A 16,638-nucleotide genomic window follows, 5' to 3' on the forward strand; every position below is an offset into this window, starting at 1 on the left:
CGGCGTCCCTTCGTTTCTGGACCTGGCCCTTGTCACCAAATGCACCACTTTCCGAGCGCCGACCGCCGTCAAGTGACGCCTAACCGCGTGTCGCCGCGAGCGAGTCGGCAGATGCGGCAACGGCTGGGCGTAAAGCGGTGCATTTCATGACACCGTCTAGAAGCGGCTGGCGTCCAGGCGGCTGAAGCGCCAACCGGTTGGGTTGCGCGCGGTGCTGGCGGCGGGATCCGGGACGACGTACCCGACGATTTGCAGATTCCAGGTGCCGCGCGTGCCCCAAACCGTTGCGTTGGTGCGGGAGCGGCCGCGCACCACGGGGAAGCCGTCGATGGTGTCGGGCTCGGCGGAGACGAGCTGCGAGGAGTGGTAGGTCAGGGTTCCATCGCGGATGTCGGACAACCACTCGACCTTGGGCTGGGGGTAGCCGGTCATATGGGTCAGGACGCAGTCCTCGGTGAGCAGGGCGTCGATGGCGGCCGTGTCCGCCGCAACCATCGCATCGCAGAGTAGGCGGTACAGCCGGATCGACGCGTCTTCGGAGTCGGCCGGGTGCACGGGCGGTTTCATCGCAGGCATAGTCCGGACTTTATGGCTTGACGACGACGCCGAACCAGGCCCTGGCAGGACACCCGAGGTTGTGCGGACAACGGTCGGCGTGGGCGAGGTCGGCCCTCGCGAGTCCGCTCCCGGGCGTGCGTCTGGTACACCGCGGCTCGTACACGAGTTCCCCGCAAAGACACGAGTCTTGGAGGTTGGTGGGTGCAGGGCACGTGCAAAGCTCCGAAACTCGTGTTCCTGACGCAAACGCGTGTGCGTGGCTCCAGGGCACTAGCGGTCACGCCGCCCACCGCGCGGGCCCAGGCCCGCACCCGGGCGACGCTCGTTCCGCTGTACCCACTGGGACCCCACGGCGGGGAAGCGCTACATGGAAGAATCCCCGGACTCCGACTTCTCGTCTGGATTCCGGGGATCGGCTTGGCGGTAGCGCTGGGATTCGAACCCAGGGTGGCTATGAACCACACAGACTTTCGAGATCTGCACCTTCGGCCGCTCGGACACGCTACCTAGCAGATGGACAGGTTACACGCCGTGCCGCTCGATGCCCAGCCCCCGCGGCCTGCGAGGTCGCTCACGGCGGCGCGGAGGCGCTCACCTACTCCGACTGGCCGGGCCGCCGGATAGCGAAGAACTCCCGCAGTAGCGCCTGCGCCTCCTGCTCACGCAGTCCCGCCACCACCTCCACCTGGTGGTTGGTGCGCGGATCGCGCAGGACATCGCGCACGCTTCCGCACGCCCCGGTCTTCGGCTCCCAGGCCCCCAGCACCACCCGCTCCAGGCGGGCCAACTGCGCGGCCCCCGCACACATGGTGCACGGCTCAAGGGTCACCACCAGAGTGCAGCCGTCCAGGTGGGATTGTCCCAGCGCCGCGCCCGCCGCCCGCAGGGCCCGGATCTCGGCATGCGCCGTCGGATCATGCTCCGCCTCTCGCGCGTTGGCGGCCTCGGCAATTACCGTGCCCTCCCCGGACAGGACGACGGCGCCCACCGGCACCTCCCCGGACGCGCCCGCATGCCGCGCGAGTTCTAGTGCGCGGCACATGGCGGCGTCGTAGCGCTCGCGGAGCAGACCGGAAAGACTCACGCACCCACCCTGCCACAGTTCACCCACCCACCCCACAGTCGGACCAAAGTCCTACCCGACGGCCCGAAAACACCGCAACATCGGGCGGCTTGCGAGGCGCGGAAGGGAAATGTGGGAAGAATCTCGCCGACACCCGTTCATCCCCGACCTCATGCGGCCGTCAAGTCCCCCCGCCACCCGCATTTCGACCGCTTTCGCTTGCCAATCCGCGAGATCCCTGAAAGATTCACAATCCTGTAAACGCCACCACGGCCTTTTGCACGCGGCCACGTGTGCGCCCATGCATCACCAGTGCATCCCCAATGCATCGAGGAGTGCCAGTGCCTGATTCACTCAGCAATCAGACGACACCAGCAACATCCGAAGCCCCTGAACAACGCCGTCTGAACACGGTGGTCTTCGCCGTCTCGGCGGCCATTATCGCCTCCATCACCGGCGCCGCCATCGTCGCTCCGGAGACGGTCTCCGCCGCCTTCAATGCCGCCGTGTCCTGGGCAGGACGCTGGTTCGGCTCCTTCTACATCCTGCTGGTGACAGTTGCGCTGGTGTTCGTGATCGTCCTGGCGCTGTCGAAGTTCGGGAAGATCCGCCTGGGACCGGACAACTCCACCCCGGACTTCTCCACCTTCTCCTGGGCCGCCATGCTCTTCGCCGCGGGTGTGGGGACGGGAATCATGTTCTACGCGGTCGCGGAGCCGGTGGCCCAATACATGAGTCCGCCGACCGGTGACGCCCAGACCGTCGAGGCGGCGCGCAACGGCATCGTGCTGACCCTGCTCCACTACGGCATCAGCGGCTGGGGCCTGTACTCGATCCTCGGTATGGCACTGGGCTACTTCGCCTACCGGAGGCACCAGCCGCTGGCCGTCCGTTCCACCCTGCGGCCGCTGCTCGGCGACCGCGTGGACGGCCTGCTCGGCGACGTCGTCGACGCCGCCGCCCTGGTGGGTGGGGCAGTCGGCATCTCCGCCTCGCTCGGTGTGGGCGTCGTCCAGTTGAACGTCGCCCTCACCATCCTGTTCGGCCTCCCGCAGGGGACCGCCACCCAGATCGGCCTGATCGCACTGAGCGTCATCATGGCCACCGTCTCCGCCGTTTCCGGTGTGGACCGGGGCGTGCGCGTGCTGTCCAATATCAACGTGCTGCTCGCAGTCGGACTGGCCCTGTGGGTGCTGCTGACCGGAAACACCGCCTTCCTGATCGACGCCCTGGTCGGCAATATCGGCGACTTCGTGACCCACTTCCCCGGCCTGACCCTGGAGACCTACGCCTACGACCGTCCCACCGAGTGGCTCAACAGCTGGACACTGTTCTTCTGGGCCTGGTGGATCACCTGGGCCGCCTTCGTCGGCATGTTCCTGGCGCGCATCTCGCGTGGCCGTACCGTGCGCGAGTTCGTGGTCGGCTCCCTGGTGCTGCCCTTCTCCTACGTCACCATGTGGGTGTCGATCTTCGGCAACAGCGCCTTGGACCTGATCCGCTCGGGCAACCTCGACTTCGCCGAGCTGACAGTGGAGCAGCCGGAACATGGGCTGTACACGCTGCTCGGCTACCTGCCAGGCGGGAAGTTCCTGATCGCCCTGTCCCTGTTCATCGGCATCCTGTTCTACGTCACCAGCGCAGACTCCGGTGCCCTGGTCATGGCCAACCTGTCCAGCCGCGCCCTGCCGACCTACCACGGCGACCCGCAGGACGCCCCCGCCTGGCTGCGCATCTTCTGGGCCGCCCTGACCGGGGTGCTCACCATCGCCATGCTCGTGGCCGGTGGCATCCCCATTCTGCAGCAGGCCACCATCGTCATGGCTCTGCCGTTCTCCTTCGTGATCATCGCCGTCATGGCGGGGCTGTGGCGCGCCATGCGCACCGAGGCCACCCGCGAGCAGGCCCGCGGCATCGCCAACCGCAACCGGCTGCTGGGGGCCACGGGCACCGCCGCCGGCATGAACCGGATCCCCTGGCGCGACCGGCTGTCGCACACCTTCGACGTCGTCTCCCCGGCCCGCGCCCAGCGCGCCATGTCCAACCGCGTCGTGCCGGCCCTGGAGGCGGTCGCCGACGAGCTGCGCAAGGAGGATATGGTGGCCGAGGTCGTCGTCGCCGGCCCCGAGGCGCAGGATCCCGACGACGAGCGCAACTTCCTGGGCTCCGCCACCCTCGTGGTCACGCCCCCGCCCACGCTGGTGCAGGCGACCGAGACTCAGGGCGAGCGTCGCACCGGCTCCCACTTCCGGTACGCGGTGCGCATGGTGCAGGCACCGGTGCCGGCCTTCGGCGTGGTGGTCCACGAGGCCGACGACCTCACCGTCCGCCTGGAGGTGCGTCCCCGCGGCGGCGGTCAGGGCTACGACGTGATGGACTGGTCGCGCGAGCAGGTCGCCCACGACGTCCTGGATCACTACGAGCGCTGGCTGGAGTACCTGGGCGCCGCCGAGACCGTCTGAGGCCGAAGCCAAGGCTGCGCCATGGCCGGCACCGTATCCGAACCGCCTCCCATGGAGGCGGAGCTACTGCGCGCATCCGAGGAGCGCTCCGGGGAGTAGTCGTCTGGGATATCCCCCGTTTCCGCACCTACTTCGGTGCTTTCAACAACGTCCTCGACCACGCTGCAATTACCAGCATCATCGACCGTCAGTTGGATGAAGTGCCGGTCACTCTAAACACCGGGCGCCTCAGGATCATCCACTCCCTCATAGGTGAAGGTTGTGGATACATTCACCTCCGCCAGGACCGTACCATCGTCTTGAGCCGTCGCCTGAAGCAGAGTCACCTCGCTGGCCGCGGAGGTGACCGGAGTTCCGTCATCACTCATCCCGTCTCGCACTTCAATTATGCTGGACTGCACGGATGTCAAAACAGAGCCCGTCGGGGCCTCCGGATCTGTCCACATATCGTCCAAACCATCCTGGTACTCCTCGATTGCTGCAACAATCGCGTCCGCATCCACAGCAGACTGGGGCGCCGCTGATTGATGCAGCTGAGGAGCCACCGCCAGCGCAAGGGCAATTATCGCGACCACGCCTAGTACACGCGCTGCCGCCTTCCCTGTTGGACTCATCTTCGACCTCCAAGGGGGAATATCGCAGCGGCCTGCGTAACAGAGTCTCTCCGGATGAGAGGACTACTCGCCACCACTTCGTGGGATACATCATATCATGCGAATATGGCGCGGCTTCCGAACGGTCTCTTAATTCGCTCACGAGACGTCGAGCCGACACTAATACTACACATAGATTTCATCCTCTAACGCGTTCGTGTCCAGTGTTGTGAGGCTGTCGGCATCCGGATGGGACCACACTCCGCCGCCCGGCTCCGGCCTATTCCACCCTCAGCTCGTTTTGGGCGTCGTAGGCTTGGCCCATGCGCCTGCACGTTGCCGACCACCCGCTCATTGACCACAAGCTCTCCGTCCTGCGCGACGAGAAGACCCCCTCGGCCGTCTTCCGTCAACTCGTTGACGAGCTGGTCACCCTTCTCGCCTACGAGGCCACGCGCGACGTGCGCACCGAGGAGATCCGCATCCAGACGCCGGTAGCCGCCACGACCGGCCGGCACCTGGCCGAGCCGCGGCCGATCGTGGTGCCGATCCTGCGCGCCGGCCTGGGGATGCTCGAGGGCATGACCCGGCTGCTGCCCACCGCCGAGGTCGGCTTCCTGGGCATGAAGCGCAACGAGGACACCCTGGAGGTGGAGACCTACGCCAATCGGCTGCCGGATGACCTGTCCGGCCGCCAGTGCTTCGTCGTCGACCCCATGCTCGCCACCGGCCACACCCTCGTGGCCGCCATCAACTATCTGCTGGAGCGCGGCGCCCGCGACGTGACCGCCATCTGCCTGATCGCCGCCCCGGAGGGGCTGGCGACCCTGGAGGCAGCCGTCGGCGACCGCGCCGACGTCACCGTCGTCACCGCCGCCCGCGACGAGCGCCTGAACGAGCACGCCTATATCGTGCCCGGCCTGGGTGACGCCGGCGACCGCCTGTACGGCATCGTGGACTGAACGGGCTGCCCCGCCCACCCCTTGCGGGCGTGGAGCGGAGCGGCCCGGCAGCGGTCGCGTCGGCGCGGAGGCGTCAGAAGGCGGGGATGACGGACTCGTCGGTCCAGGTCTCCTCGATGTAGGTACGCAGTTCGTCGGAGTTCAGCAGTTCGGCGAGCTTGACCAGGTACTCGTTGTCCTTGTCGGCGGTGCGCACGACCAACTGGTTGGCGTACGGGGAGCCCTCACCCTGCTCCAGGACGAGCGCGTCCTCGCTGGGCTTGAGATTGGCGTCGAGCGCGTAGTTGCCGTTGATGACGGCCAGCTCGGCGTCGGCCATCGACGCGGCCACCTGGGCGCCGTCGACCGTCACCAGATCGAAGTTCTTCGGGTTGTCGGTCACGTCCAGGGTGGTGGGGATCTCGACGTCGGGGGCGAGCGTGATCAGCCCGGCGGTCTCGAGCAGCTGCAGCCCGCGGGCAGTGTTGGCGGGGTCGTTGTTGAGCAGGATGGTTCCGCCTTCGGCGGCCTCGTCGACCGAGCTGTAGCCCTTGTCCGTGTAGATGCCCATGGGCTCGATGTGGACGTCGGCGATGGCGACGAAGTCGTAGCCCTTCTCCTCGATCTGCTGCTCTAGGAAATTCGGCGTCTGATAGAAGTTCGCCGCCAGGGAGCCGTCGTCCAGGGAGGTGTTGGGCGTCTGGTAGTCGTCGATCTCGACGATGTCGAGGTTGAGCCCGGCGTCGGCGGCCAGGTTGTCCTGCACCCACTGGAGGATGGTGACGTGCGGCTGCGGGGTGGCACCGATGGTGATGGTGGCCGTGTCGCCGTCGACTTTGATGCCGTCGACGGCGGCCGTGGTGCCGGATCCGTCGGTGGAGGTGTCACTGGAGGAGCCGCCGCAGGCGGCCAGGGTGAGGGCGACGGCGGAGGCGAGGCCACCGGCCAGGACGCTGCGGCGGGTGATGGTGGAGGTCATGATGCGATTCCTTGTCCGTGAAGGTGCCTGCAGGTGTCTGCAAGGCTTGCGGTTGGTTGGGTACGTGGGTGCCGGCGGACGGCTCGTGCCGCCGCGGGACCGGCCCGGGATGGGGCAGCCGAGCCGTTGGGGCCATGGGGGCTCCGAGGACTCCGGCTGGTCGAGGCTCAGCGGTGGTCGACCAGCCGGCTGAGCATGTCGCCACACACCTGGATGACGGCGACGATGAGCACGATCAGCACGACGACTATCACCATGACGTCGGGGTCGTTCTGCCGGTAGCCGTGCTGGATGGCCAGGTCGCCCAGGCCACCGCCTCCCACCGTGCCGGCCATGGCGGTGTAGCCGAGCAGAGTGATCAGGGTGACCGTGGCGGACTGGATGAGCGTGGGCATGGCCTCGCGCACCAGCACGCCCCAGGTGATCTGGCGGCCGGAGGCGCCCATCATCAGGGCGGCTTCGACCTTGCCGTGGTCGACGTCGTTGATGGCGGTCTCCACCAGGCGGGCGTAGAAGGGGATGGCGCCGATGGTCAGGGGCACGCAGGCCGCACCCCAGCCCAGAGAGGTGCCCACGAGCGCGCGGGTGAAGGGGATGAGCGCCACCATCAGGATGATGAACGGCATGGAACGGCCGATGTTGACGATCTGGGAGAGCACCTCGTAGACGGCCCGGTTGGCGTGCTGGCCTCGCTTGCCGGTGGTGACCAGCGCCAGTCCCAGCAGCAGGCCGATGACGATCGTCAGGGCGCCGGATACGCCCAGCATCTGGAAGGTCTCCAGCGTGGCCGGGCCGAGCTTGCGCTGGATGGCGGGGTTGTTGAACCAGGTGTCGTCGCCGCTGGAGGCCAGGGCGAGGGCGCCGGCGCGGGCGGTCGCGGAGAGAGTCCCGGCGGCAGCGATCAGGCTGTTCATGCGCGCACCTCCGCGGTGACGCCCGCCTCACGCAGGGCGGTTAGCACGCCCGGCGCCTGGTCGGCGGGGATGGTGAGCGCCAGGCGGCCGACCTGGGCGGTGCCGAGGGTCTCGAACAGACCGCCGGCGACGTCGGCGCCCCGCTCGGCGGCGAGCGAGAGCACCTGCGCGGCGGCGGGCTGGCCGGGGTGGGAGGTGAGCGCGACGTCGATGACCACAGCGCCGTCGGCGAGCTCCCCGTCGGGGATCTCCGGAGTGGGGACGAGTTCGTGGGAGAGCCGGGAGTCGACGTCGGAGACGACCTTCTCAATCGGCCCGGACTCGACGACGCGACCGGCCTGAAGCAGGCTCACGGAGTCGCAGATCTGCCGCACCACGCTCATCTCGTGGGTGATGATCACGACGGTGACGCCGAGGCGGTCGCGCACGTCCCGGATCAGGCCCAGGATCTGGCGGGTCGTCTCCGGGTCCAGGGCGCTGGTGGGCTCGTCGCACAGCAGCACGGAGGGCTGGTCCGCGAGCGCGCGGGCGATGCCGACGCGTTGCTGCTGGCCGCCGGAGAGCTGGGAGGGGTAGGAGGAGCCGCGGTCGGCCAGACCCACCAGGTCGAGCATGCGGGCTACGGTGTCGTGGCGCTGCCCCTTGGGCACGCCGGCCAGTGCCAGCGGGTAGGCGACGTTCTGGGCGGTGGTGCGCGAGTCGAGCAGGTTGGCGTGCTGGAAGACCATGCCGATGGCGCGGCGGGCCTCGCGCAGGTCGCGGGCGGACAGGTCGGTCATGTTCTTGCCGGCGACGCGCACCTCCCCGAAGGTGGGGCGCTCCAGGCTGGTCAGGCAGCGCACCAGCGTGGACTTGCCGGCGCCGGAGGTTCCGACGATGCCGTGGATGGAGCCGGCATGCACGTCCAGGTTCACCCCATCGAGGGCGCGCACCGTGTTCCCGCCCGGGAGCTTGTACACCTTGTGCACGTCGCGCAGGGAGATCATGGGTTCCGCGGGCGCTGCCTGTACGGCGCCGGCTGGCGACTGCGCGCCGTCGGCCCCCACCGAAGCGGGTGGCGCGGATGCGGGTGATTGCGTCACGTGGTCCTCCATCGGTCCTGGCGGTAGCACCCTCACCGCGAACGGGGGTTGCTGCAACGTCGATGAGCCAGGTCTCTCGGTTGCTCTGGATGGTCGGTGCCTACGTTAGGCGGCGGGCGGGGCCCGGAGCAAGCCGACGGCCGAAAACGATGCGCGCATCACTGCGCGTACACGAGTTTGTGCCATGAACACGAGTCTTGGAGGTTTGCAGGTGCAGGACACGTGCAAACCTCCAAAACTCGTGTATCCGAGACGAACTCGTGTGCCACCGATCGTCGCCGTCCGTGACAGGATGCAGCCATGGCATCCACAACGACGCCGGACCCGCTCGGCCACCCATCACCTGCCGGAGCCGCGTCGGCTCCGGAACCGTTGCCGGAGACGGTGCCCGACATCCTGGGCGAGCCGTGGGTCGCGCGCACCATTCCCGTCACCGACTCCCCCGCCGCCCCGGGCGCGGACCACGCCGTGCTCGTCCACCAACGGGGGGCCGTGCCGGCTCCGGGCCCCGACGGGCGGCCGGGCACACCCCGGCATGAGCGCGCAGTGCTGTACCTGCACGGTCGCAACGACTATTTCTTCCAAACCTGGCTGGCCGACGCGTTTTTTGACGCCGGATACGAGTTCTACGCATTGGACCTGCGCGCCTGCGGTCGGGCGGGCGTGGGCTACTGGTCCCCTCACGACGTGCGCGACCTGCGCGTGCACGACGAGGAGATCGCCGAGGCACTGCGGATCATCCGCAGCGAGCACGGGCACTCCACGGTGGTGCTCAATGGGCATTCCACCGGCGGGCTGCAAGCCGTCATCTGGGCCGGAGACCACCCCGGGTCGGTCGAGGCGGTCACGCTGAACTCCCCGTGGCTGCAACTGAACTCCTCCGGCCTGGTGCGCTCCTACGGCTCGGCCCTCGTCGATCTGCTCTCGCGCCGCGACCCCGACCGCATCATCGACAACCCCGCGGAGCTCAAGGCGCTCGAACCGGCCGGAGCCGCCCCATCCGAGTCGCGCACCGAGGGCGCACCGGCGGCCTCTCCACAACAGGCCGGCACCGACGCCGCCACCACCGTCCCCGTGGATACGGATCCGGGCCCCATCGAGGTGGACATCTACGCCCGCACCCTGCACCGCCGCTGGGGCGGGGAGTGGGACTGGGACCTGTCACTGAAGCCCTCGCCGTCGTTCCCGGTGCGGGCGGGATTCCTGGCCGGTATCCGCCGCCTGCAGCGGGAAGTGCACCACGGGCTCGGTATCGACGTGCCGGTGCTGGTGTGCTGCTCGACGGCGTCGGGCGGCCCGGGTATTTCGCGCCAGGAGGCGCTGCGGTGCGACACGGTGCTGTCGGTGGAGCAGATCGTGGAGCGGTCGCGGTTCCTGGGCGAGGACGTCACCGTGGTGCAGATCCCCGGCGGCGTGCACGACCTGGTGTTGTCACCCTCCCCCGTGCGCGAGGAGTACCTGTCCACGCTCACCGGCTGGCTGTCCGAGCGGCTGGGCTGAGCGCCCGGCCGGCCAGCGCACAGCGGGGCCGCTCACCGTGCCCCGGCCGCTCCCACCAGCTCCGCGAGTGCGGGGGCCAGGGCGTCGCTGACGCGTTCGACGACGGCGAGGGTGTCGACGAAGTCGGCCATGGTGCCGTACCAGGGGTCGGGCACGTCCAGGTTTGCCGCGTGTTCGGGTGCGCCGGGCGTGCCTGCCGCCGCCGTCGGGTCGTACTCGCGGAACATGCGGATGCGTGCGGGATCGACGCCGAGGCGCTCGCTGCGGCGCCTCAAGACACGCCGGTGGGCGCTGGTCATGGCCAGTATGAGGTCGGCCCGGCGCAGTTCGGCGTCGGCGATGCGGTGGGCGGCGTGCTCGGCGATTGCGGCCGCGGTGGCGCGCGCGGCCGGATCGGCGCCGACGCCGTAGCCACTTTCGGTCAGGATGCGCCGGGCGCGGGGGTCCATGGGGTTACCGGACTCCTCGTCGGAGACGCCCGCCGAGGTGACGACGACGCTGCCGGGCCCGCCGGTGGGGACGTCGGCCGCGAGCAGCCGGTCGAGGAGCACGACCTCGGCCATGGCGGAGCGGCAGATATTGCCGGTACACACCATCACCACTTGGTAGGCGGCAGCCGGATCGCGCGGCACAGGCAGACGTCGTGCGGCGTCAGCCGGGTCAGAGTCCAATGGGCTACCGGCACGCGTTGCGGGGCCGGGATGTGTATTCATAAGCACGAGCCTGGTGGAGCAGGCGGGGAATTGCAACGTCGCTCCACCTGGCGGGCGCGGGGTCGGCTACGAGACCCGTCAGCGCCCCATCGGCAGGATCACGGAGAACCCCAGCGCGAAGGGGAAGCCCGGGCGCAGCAGACACTCGACGACCGGACGGGCCATGTCGGTCAGGCGCTCGAGTTCCAGCCCCTGGCCCCCTTGACCGCTCTTGGACAGCAGGCTCTGGTAGGGGATGTCCAGATCCAGCAGGGTCATGTTGTCGGCCCGCTTGGCGTGCGCCCAGGCGCCGTCGTCCATGTCCAACAAGGTACCCAGGTGGAAATGCATGACCTGGCGCGCATCCACCTCGCTGGGCACGGACAGCAGGTGGTGAGCCTCGGGATCGCGGGGGGCGCGCAGCGTGAACAGCAGGATCGCGCCGTCGCGCGCCGCCCGCAGCATGAGGCGACCGATGTGGACGGCGAAGCGGGTGTGGTCAAGGCCGCTCGCCACTCCCATGGCCTCCTGGGCCGGCAGCGCCGGCGACAGGCGGATGGGGGCGCCGTCACCCGGGTCGTTGATGGCGCGGCGGCCCGCCGGCGTGGCCGCACGCAACTGCAGCACCGGGCCGTCGTCGGAGTCGGGAGCGGCCGGCAGCAGGGTGGCGGTCTCGACGAGTTCCTGCCAGCCGTTGGGCGTCGCCGTGGGGCCGGGTTCGGTCTGCACGTACCCCAGGCCGAGGATGGAGGCGAAGTCGACGGCATCGGCGGGACGGTGCCAGGTGATGTCGGCGCCGTCGTGCCACAGGGGCAGGATGTCGTTGAACGGCAGCCCGAAGCGCACGTGCTCGGGCGCCGGCGGTGCCACATGACGGCCGTGCGAGCGCTCCCGCGGCCGGGACCGGCCCGGAATGTCGGCGCTGGAAACCGTATCCGGTCGGCGCCCCGGGAAGGGAGTCCAGGGTTCTGACCGCCCGCTCTCCGGGAGTCCCCGTGGCGCGGCCTGGCCCCGCTTGCCCCCGAAGTACTCGCTCATGGGGCCAGCCTAAGACGCCGACGTCGAAAAGGCGCTGTCGCGACGCGGCCCCTGCGCGTTCGGCAGAACTGCGTTCAAGGGGCGCTTCACCGCGCGGGTCATGCAGGTCATCCAGGCCCTCACCGGCCCTCCCTGACTGGGCCGGCCCTCAATAGTCTTCATTCATAGGCCCTCTGGCCATGGGCATTCCTACAACACCACCGGAGAGTGATTCCATGTCCCAGCGCGCCCGCATCGTCGCGCTTGTTAGCGCCCTTGCCGTGGTCGTGGCCGCCGTCGTCGGCTATGAGCTGGCAGTAAGGCCCTCGGCGACGACGTCTACATCCGCATCGCGCTCGGCGGCCCCGGCGGCGCCCTCCCAGCGGCCGACCGCCGACGCCGAGAACACCCCGGCGGGCGACAGCTCGATCCTGGTCGTCTACTTCTCCCGCACCGAGGGCGTCTACGGGGGCGACCTGACCGTCGGCAACACGGCCCGCATCGCCCAGATGATCCAGGACCGCACCGGTGCCGACTCCTACGAGATCGTCCCGCTCGCGGACTACCCGAGTGACTACCAGGAGACCACCGAGGTCGCCCAGGAGGAGCTCGACGCCGACGCCCGCCCCGAGATCCGCGACCCGCTGCCGGACGTGTCCGGCTATGACACGGTGTTCGTCGGCGCCCCCATCTGGTGGGGCGAGTACCCGATGGTGGTGCGCACCTTCCTAGACGCCGTCGACCTGAACGGCAAGACCGTCATCCCCTTCACCACCCACGAGGGCTCCGGCCTGGGCAACACCCAACAGCAGCTTGAGGCCCAGTACCCGCAGGCCACCGTGCTGGACGGCCTGGCGGTACGGGGCAGTCAGGCGGCCGACGCCCAGCCGGATGTGGATGCGTGGCTCGAAAACCTCGGTCTGTGAAGACTCGCCCCGTACGCCCGGCTGCCGCGATGACACCGCCGAGGCAGGAGGATGGCGCGCCGAAACGGACGCGGCCGCGCGGTCGGCGGGGACGGCGCGACGCGCTGCGCCCACCGTCCTGGTGGGCCGCCTGGGCGGTCAGCCTGGCGGCGCCGGCGCCGCTCATCCTCCTGCTCAACACGCAGCTGCTGGCGCCCACCCGGGACCTGGTCCTGTACGACTGCGGCGTGGCCGCCTACACCTGGTGGCTGGTTTCGGTCGCTCTCAGCACGCGCCCGCGGGCCCTGGATCGGCGCATCGGACTGCCGGCCCTCTACCAGTTGCACGGGGTGCTCGGTGTGCTCGCCCTGCTGCTCGCCTCCGCCCACGTACTCAGCCTGTTCACCATGCACCCGATCATCTACTGGTCGGGTCGCGTGGCCTGGTATCTGGCCATCTTCGGCGTCGTATACGCGGCATTGCTCATGAGCGGTTGGCTGGTGGATCGCCTGCCCCTAGCGGCGGCCGTGAAGAGACGGCTCGGGCGTTTCCTCACCCATGAGGCCTCGGTGTGGATCCACCGGCTCAACTTCGTGATGATCGGCCTGGTGGTGCTGCACGTCCACGTCATTCCGCGGGTAAGCGCCGCGACCGGCTTCGTCATCGCCCTCGACCTGTACACCCTCGCCGCACTGGCCGTATACCTGTGGGGCAAGCTGATCGCCCCGGCGGCGCCGAGCCGACAAGGCACCGTAATCGCCAACACCGCCCTGAACGACACCACCCGCCAGGTAGTGATCGCGCCGGCAGCGGGCGCGACGGCGTACGAGCCCGGCGACTTCTGCTTCGTCACCTTCCACACCCCCGGACTGCCCGCCCAGGCCCACCCCTTCTCGGTCACCTTCGCCCCGGAGTACGCCCGGGCCTCGGCGGCCGCGGAGAGTCCGACGACCGCAAGCCCCGCGCCCCTGGTCCTGACAATCCGGGAGGCGGGCGACTTCACCTCCCAATTGTCGCGGCTGCCGGTCGGCGCAGACGTCACGCTCGAGGGCCCCTTCGGCCGTTTCAACCGGGTCATCGCCGCCGAGGATCGTTCCCTGGTCCTGCTGGGAATGGGCACCGGCATCGCGCCCCTAGTGGGACTCGCCCAGGCCTACGCCGCCTCCCGGCGGGTGATGGTGCTGCACTCCGTCTCCCGCCCGGAGGACCTGTACTACGACGACGTGCTTAGCTCCCTGGCCCGACACAACCCCACCTTCCACTACAACCATCACAGGCATCGCTACACGCGCGCCGATCTCGCCGCGCTCCTGGACGCCGATCTGCTCGCCCACGGGCGCTTCGTCGTCGTCGGCCCCGCACCGGCGGTACTGGCGATGCGGCACACGCTCCGGGCGTTGGGAGTGCCCGCCCGACACCTGCTCGACGAGCGGTTGACCATGTGACACCGGGAGCAGCGCATCTCGGATCGCGCGGCCGCGCACCGCGCGGGGCATGCACCCCGTGGGTGTCGAGGCCCCTCCCATCGGCTTCATGAGCAAGGTCATCACTGGCCGTTCCGTCGGCTAGCAGTGGTCCAGCACGAATCAGGGGCGATCACGGATACCGAACTACCTACGTTGTATACGTTGTTTACGTTGTAAACAATGCATACGATGTAGGCATGTCTTCGACACTCGGCAGCCCGATCTCCGTCAGGCTCCCTAAAGACCTACGTGACCGCGTAGCCGCCCTGGCCCGCACGACGCGCAGGAGCCAGGGCGATATCGTGCGTGAGGTTCTCGAACGCGATCTCGCCGCGTTGGAATGGGAACAGCGCATCTCGGATCGCGCGGCCGCGCACCGCGCCGGGAGGGCAACCGCCATTTCCGCCGAGGAAGTCGATCAACAACTGGGGCTTGAGGGCGACCCCGCCGCTGACGCCATCGACACGATCTCATGACGAACTGGCGGCTCGAGTACGATCCCGACGTCGTCCGCTGGCTGCGGAAAACGGACCCACAGGTGGCGCGCCGTATCCGCGATGCCCTCACGGCGGTGGTACGCACCGGAGATCCACGCATCCGCGGCAAGGCGTTAACCGGGCGGCTGGCAGGACTGTGGCGGTATCGAATAGGCGATTACCGCGTGATCTGCGACATCCAGGACTCCCGGCTGGTGGTGCTTGCGCTTGATGTCGGCAACCGCGACCACGTCTATGACCGAGGCTGATTCTCCATCCCCAGCGCAATGACGACGTCGGACTCCGCTTCCTCTTCGTCGGGCGCAGCGGCTGGCCGACGCCGAAACTACGTTCGCTTTCGCCACGTGACTTCTTTGGAGCATCGGTGTGAGCACGGTGCTTTAGGGGCTCTTCCGATTGTTGGGTGTGGCTGGTGTGTGCCCGGGCGCCCCGCCGTGGGACGGAATGATGCTCCGAATTCGGCACAAAGGCCGTCACCGGCGAGGGCTAGGTCGTGTTGTGTAAGTCGTGTGTGCTGGTGGGTCGGTGCTGGCGATGTGGGTGGTGGTCTGGTAGCGGATGGCGAGTTCGTCGTATCTGGTGGCTACGGGGCCCCAGCTTGAGTGGGCTTGGTGTGCGCCCGTCGAAGGGGGCGAGTGGGTCTTGCACCGCCCCGTTGGACCGCCCACGCCCCGATGGACCGCCCACGCCCCGATGGACCGCTGTAACCGGCGGCTACGGCGGTCCAACGGGGGAACAGGGGTCCAACGGGGGAACAGGGGTCCAACCGACAGGCTCAACATCCACACACCGCCACCCAAGCACTTACACAATAGGACCTAGGGCCGATTTGGAAACCAAGCGCGTCTGGGGCGGTCCAAGTGCAGCCCGGCGGTCCAAGCAGGCGAAGTGGGGCCGGAGCCGGACGTCAGCGAGCGGGCGGGGCGGTGGAGCCGCGCACGACCAGCTCGGTGGGGATGACGATGCGCCTGCTGCCGTCCTGCACGCCGGAGGCCACCTGCTCGAGGACCAGGTTGACCATCTCCACGCCCGCCCGGTGGAAGTCCTGGCGAATGGTGGTCAGCGGTGGGAAGCAGTACTCGCCCAGCTCCAGACCGTCGAAGCCGACCACGGACACGTCCTCGGGCACGCGCCGCCCCTGCTCATGGAGGGAGCGGATCAGGCCGATGGCCACCTCGTCGTTGGCGCAGAACACGGCCGTCACCTCCGGGTCGGCGGCCAGCTTCCGCCCGGCGGCATAGCCCGCGGCGGCGTCCCAGTCACCGGAGATGGCCTCGGGCACCTCCCGGCCGGCCTCCTCCAAGCAGGACGCCCAGGCGGCCGATCGGATCAGCGCCGACTGCGAGTCGGCCGGCCCGGTGATGTGATGGACGGTGCGGTGCCCGAGCTGGAGCAGGTGTCCCACCGCGGCGCGCACACCCCCGACCTGATCGGCCGACGCCGACGGGTAATAGCCCACGAGCGCCGAGTCGGATACGGCCACCGGCATACCGGCGGGCAGCGCCAGGTGCTCACGGCCCGCCCGCCCCGCCTGGACGACGACGAGCCCGTCCACCGCCTGCGCGGCCAACCGGTGGACGGCCGCCCCCATGTCCTCGGACTGGGGGCGGTCCACCTGCACCATCGACACGGTGTATCCGGCTTCCCAGGCGGCCTGTAACACGCCATTAGTGGTCTGAGCCTCGCCGGTGCGCAGGATCTGCTGGGTGAGCACACCGATGGCCTTGAAGGATCCGCTGCGCAGGGCCTGGGCGGCACGGTTGGGCGCGTAGCCGAGCTGCTGCATGGCATGCAGCACCCGCTCCCGGGTGTCCGGGCGCACGTTCGTGGCGCCGGCCGAGACACGGGACACGGTCTGGGAGGAGACGCCCGCCAGGCGGGCAACGTCGGCGACCGACGGTGCACCTCGATCGCGTTTTCTCCCAGCCACCTTCGTGAGCCTAGCAGCCCGTCCGGGCGCAAGCGGCAG

16 protein-coding genes, 1 tRNA gene and 1 riboswitch are annotated in these 16,638 nt (G+C 68.9%); of the genes, 7 read left to right on the top strand and 10 right to left on the bottom strand.

Going from position 1 to position 16,638, the window contains the following annotated elements; all coding sequences use genetic code 11:
* Positions 1-156: 156 nt before the first annotated feature.
* The 3 genes from DRB06_RS09810 to DRB06_RS09815 form a co-directional block, all read right to left on the bottom strand.
* Positions 157-576, bottom strand: coding sequence for a nuclear transport factor 2 family protein (locus DRB06_RS09810; protein WP_108965437.1), 420 nt, complete (start codon positions 574-576; stop codon positions 157-159).
* 400 nt (positions 577-976) lie between these two features.
* Positions 977-1,065, bottom strand: a tRNA-Ser gene (locus tag DRB06_RS16200).
* An 88-nt stretch (positions 1,066-1,153) separates the two neighbouring features.
* Positions 1,154-1,600, bottom strand: a complete 447-nt coding sequence (locus DRB06_RS09815) for a nucleoside deaminase (protein ID WP_073330435.1) — start codon at positions 1,598-1,600, stop codon at positions 1,154-1,156.
* A gap of 344 nt (positions 1,601-1,944) precedes the next feature.
* Between DRB06_RS09815 and betT the strand changes: the two genes are divergently transcribed.
* A complete protein-coding gene (gene betT, locus DRB06_RS09820) occupies positions 1,945-4,083 on the top strand; it encodes a choline BCCT transporter BetT (protein WP_111819833.1) in 2,139 nt (712 codons plus the stop codon).
* Positions 4,084-4,295: 212 nt separating this feature from the next.
* Here betT and DRB06_RS09825 read toward each other — a convergent pair whose 3' ends face one another.
* Entirely contained in the window at positions 4,296-4,697 is a 402-nt protein-coding gene (locus DRB06_RS09825; RefSeq protein WP_146750862.1) for a hypothetical protein, read from the bottom strand.
* A gap of 302 nt (positions 4,698-4,999) precedes the next feature.
* Here DRB06_RS09825 and upp point away from each other — a divergent pair, with 302 nt between their 5' ends.
* A complete protein-coding gene (gene upp, locus DRB06_RS09830; protein WP_108965431.1) occupies positions 5,000-5,638 on the top strand; it encodes a uracil phosphoribosyltransferase in 639 nt (212 codons plus the stop codon).
* 73 nt (positions 5,639-5,711) lie between these two features.
* On the opposite strand, the gene DRB06_RS09835 is transcribed toward upp, so the two are convergent.
* From DRB06_RS09835 to DRB06_RS09845, 3 genes are all read right to left on the bottom strand, one after another.
* Entirely contained in the window at positions 5,712-6,596 is an 885-nt protein-coding gene (locus DRB06_RS09835; RefSeq protein WP_111819835.1) for a MetQ/NlpA family ABC transporter substrate-binding protein, read from the bottom strand.
* A gap of 167 nt (positions 6,597-6,763) precedes the next feature.
* Positions 6,764-7,510 carry a methionine ABC transporter permease gene (locus DRB06_RS09840; RefSeq protein WP_111819836.1) on the bottom strand — a complete coding sequence of 249 codons (747 nt, stop codon included), beginning with the start codon at positions 7,508-7,510 and terminating at the stop codon, positions 6,764-6,766.
* Complete coding sequence (locus tag DRB06_RS09845) at positions 7,507-8,604, bottom strand: methionine ABC transporter ATP-binding protein (RefSeq protein WP_108965425.1); 1,098 nt, start codon at positions 8,602-8,604, stop codon at positions 7,507-7,509. The genes DRB06_RS09840 and DRB06_RS09845 overlap by 4 nt, the downstream gene beginning before the upstream one ends.
* Positions 8,598-8,688: riboswitch (SAM riboswitch) on the bottom strand. (Overlaps the previous gene by 7 nt.)
* Before the next feature lie 204 nt (positions 8,689-8,892).
* On the opposite strand from DRB06_RS09845, the gene DRB06_RS09850 reads away from it, so the two are divergent.
* Entirely contained in the window at positions 8,893-10,092 is a 1,200-nt protein-coding gene (locus DRB06_RS09850) for an alpha/beta hydrolase (RefSeq protein ID WP_108965423.1), read from the top strand.
* A 32-nt stretch (positions 10,093-10,124) separates the two neighbouring features.
* Here the strand turns inward: DRB06_RS09850 and DRB06_RS09855 are convergent, their stop codons facing one another.
* On the bottom strand, positions 10,125-10,688 hold the full coding sequence (locus tag DRB06_RS09855; protein WP_083565786.1) for a protein-tyrosine-phosphatase: 564 nt from the start codon (positions 10,686-10,688) through the stop codon (positions 10,125-10,127).
* 195 nt (positions 10,689-10,883) lie between these two features.
* Positions 10,884-11,822, bottom strand: coding sequence for a hypothetical protein (locus tag DRB06_RS09860; protein WP_258522226.1), 939 nt, complete (start codon positions 11,820-11,822; stop codon positions 10,884-10,886).
* A gap of 215 nt (positions 11,823-12,037) precedes the next feature.
* Between DRB06_RS09860 and DRB06_RS09865 the strand changes: the two genes are divergently transcribed.
* From DRB06_RS09865 to DRB06_RS09880, 4 genes are all read left to right on the top strand, one after another.
* Complete coding sequence (locus DRB06_RS09865; RefSeq protein ID WP_111819837.1) at positions 12,038-12,727, top strand: flavodoxin; 690 nt, start codon at positions 12,038-12,040, stop codon at positions 12,725-12,727.
* Complete coding sequence (locus tag DRB06_RS09870; RefSeq protein WP_146750863.1) at positions 12,724-14,151, top strand: iron reductase; 1,428 nt, start codon at positions 12,724-12,726, stop codon at positions 14,149-14,151. Before DRB06_RS09865 ends, DRB06_RS09870 begins: the two co-directional genes overlap by 4 nt.
* 218 nt (positions 14,152-14,369) lie before the next feature.
* Positions 14,370-14,648 (top strand): ribbon-helix-helix protein, CopG family, encoded by a 279-nt coding sequence (locus DRB06_RS09875; RefSeq protein ID WP_073329473.1) that lies wholly within the window; start codon positions 14,370-14,372, stop codon positions 14,646-14,648.
* Positions 14,645-14,917, top strand: a complete 273-nt coding sequence (locus tag DRB06_RS09880; protein ID WP_073329468.1) for a type II toxin-antitoxin system RelE/ParE family toxin — start codon at positions 14,645-14,647, stop codon at positions 14,915-14,917. The genes DRB06_RS09875 and DRB06_RS09880 overlap by 4 nt, the downstream gene beginning before the upstream one ends.
* Before the next feature lie 659 nt (positions 14,918-15,576).
* Here DRB06_RS09880 and DRB06_RS09885 read toward each other — a convergent pair.
* Positions 15,577-16,599 carry a LacI family DNA-binding transcriptional regulator gene (locus DRB06_RS09885; RefSeq protein ID WP_073329463.1) on the bottom strand — a complete coding sequence of 341 codons (1,023 nt, stop codon included), beginning with the start codon at positions 16,597-16,599 and terminating at the stop codon, positions 15,577-15,579.
* Positions 16,600-16,638 lie beyond the last annotated feature (39 nt).

It is taken from the genome of Actinomyces sp. Z5, from assembly GCF_003287795.1.
GTDB classification, from domain to species: domain Bacteria; phylum Actinomycetota; class Actinomycetes; order Actinomycetales; family Actinomycetaceae; genus Actinomyces; species Actinomyces glycerinitolerans.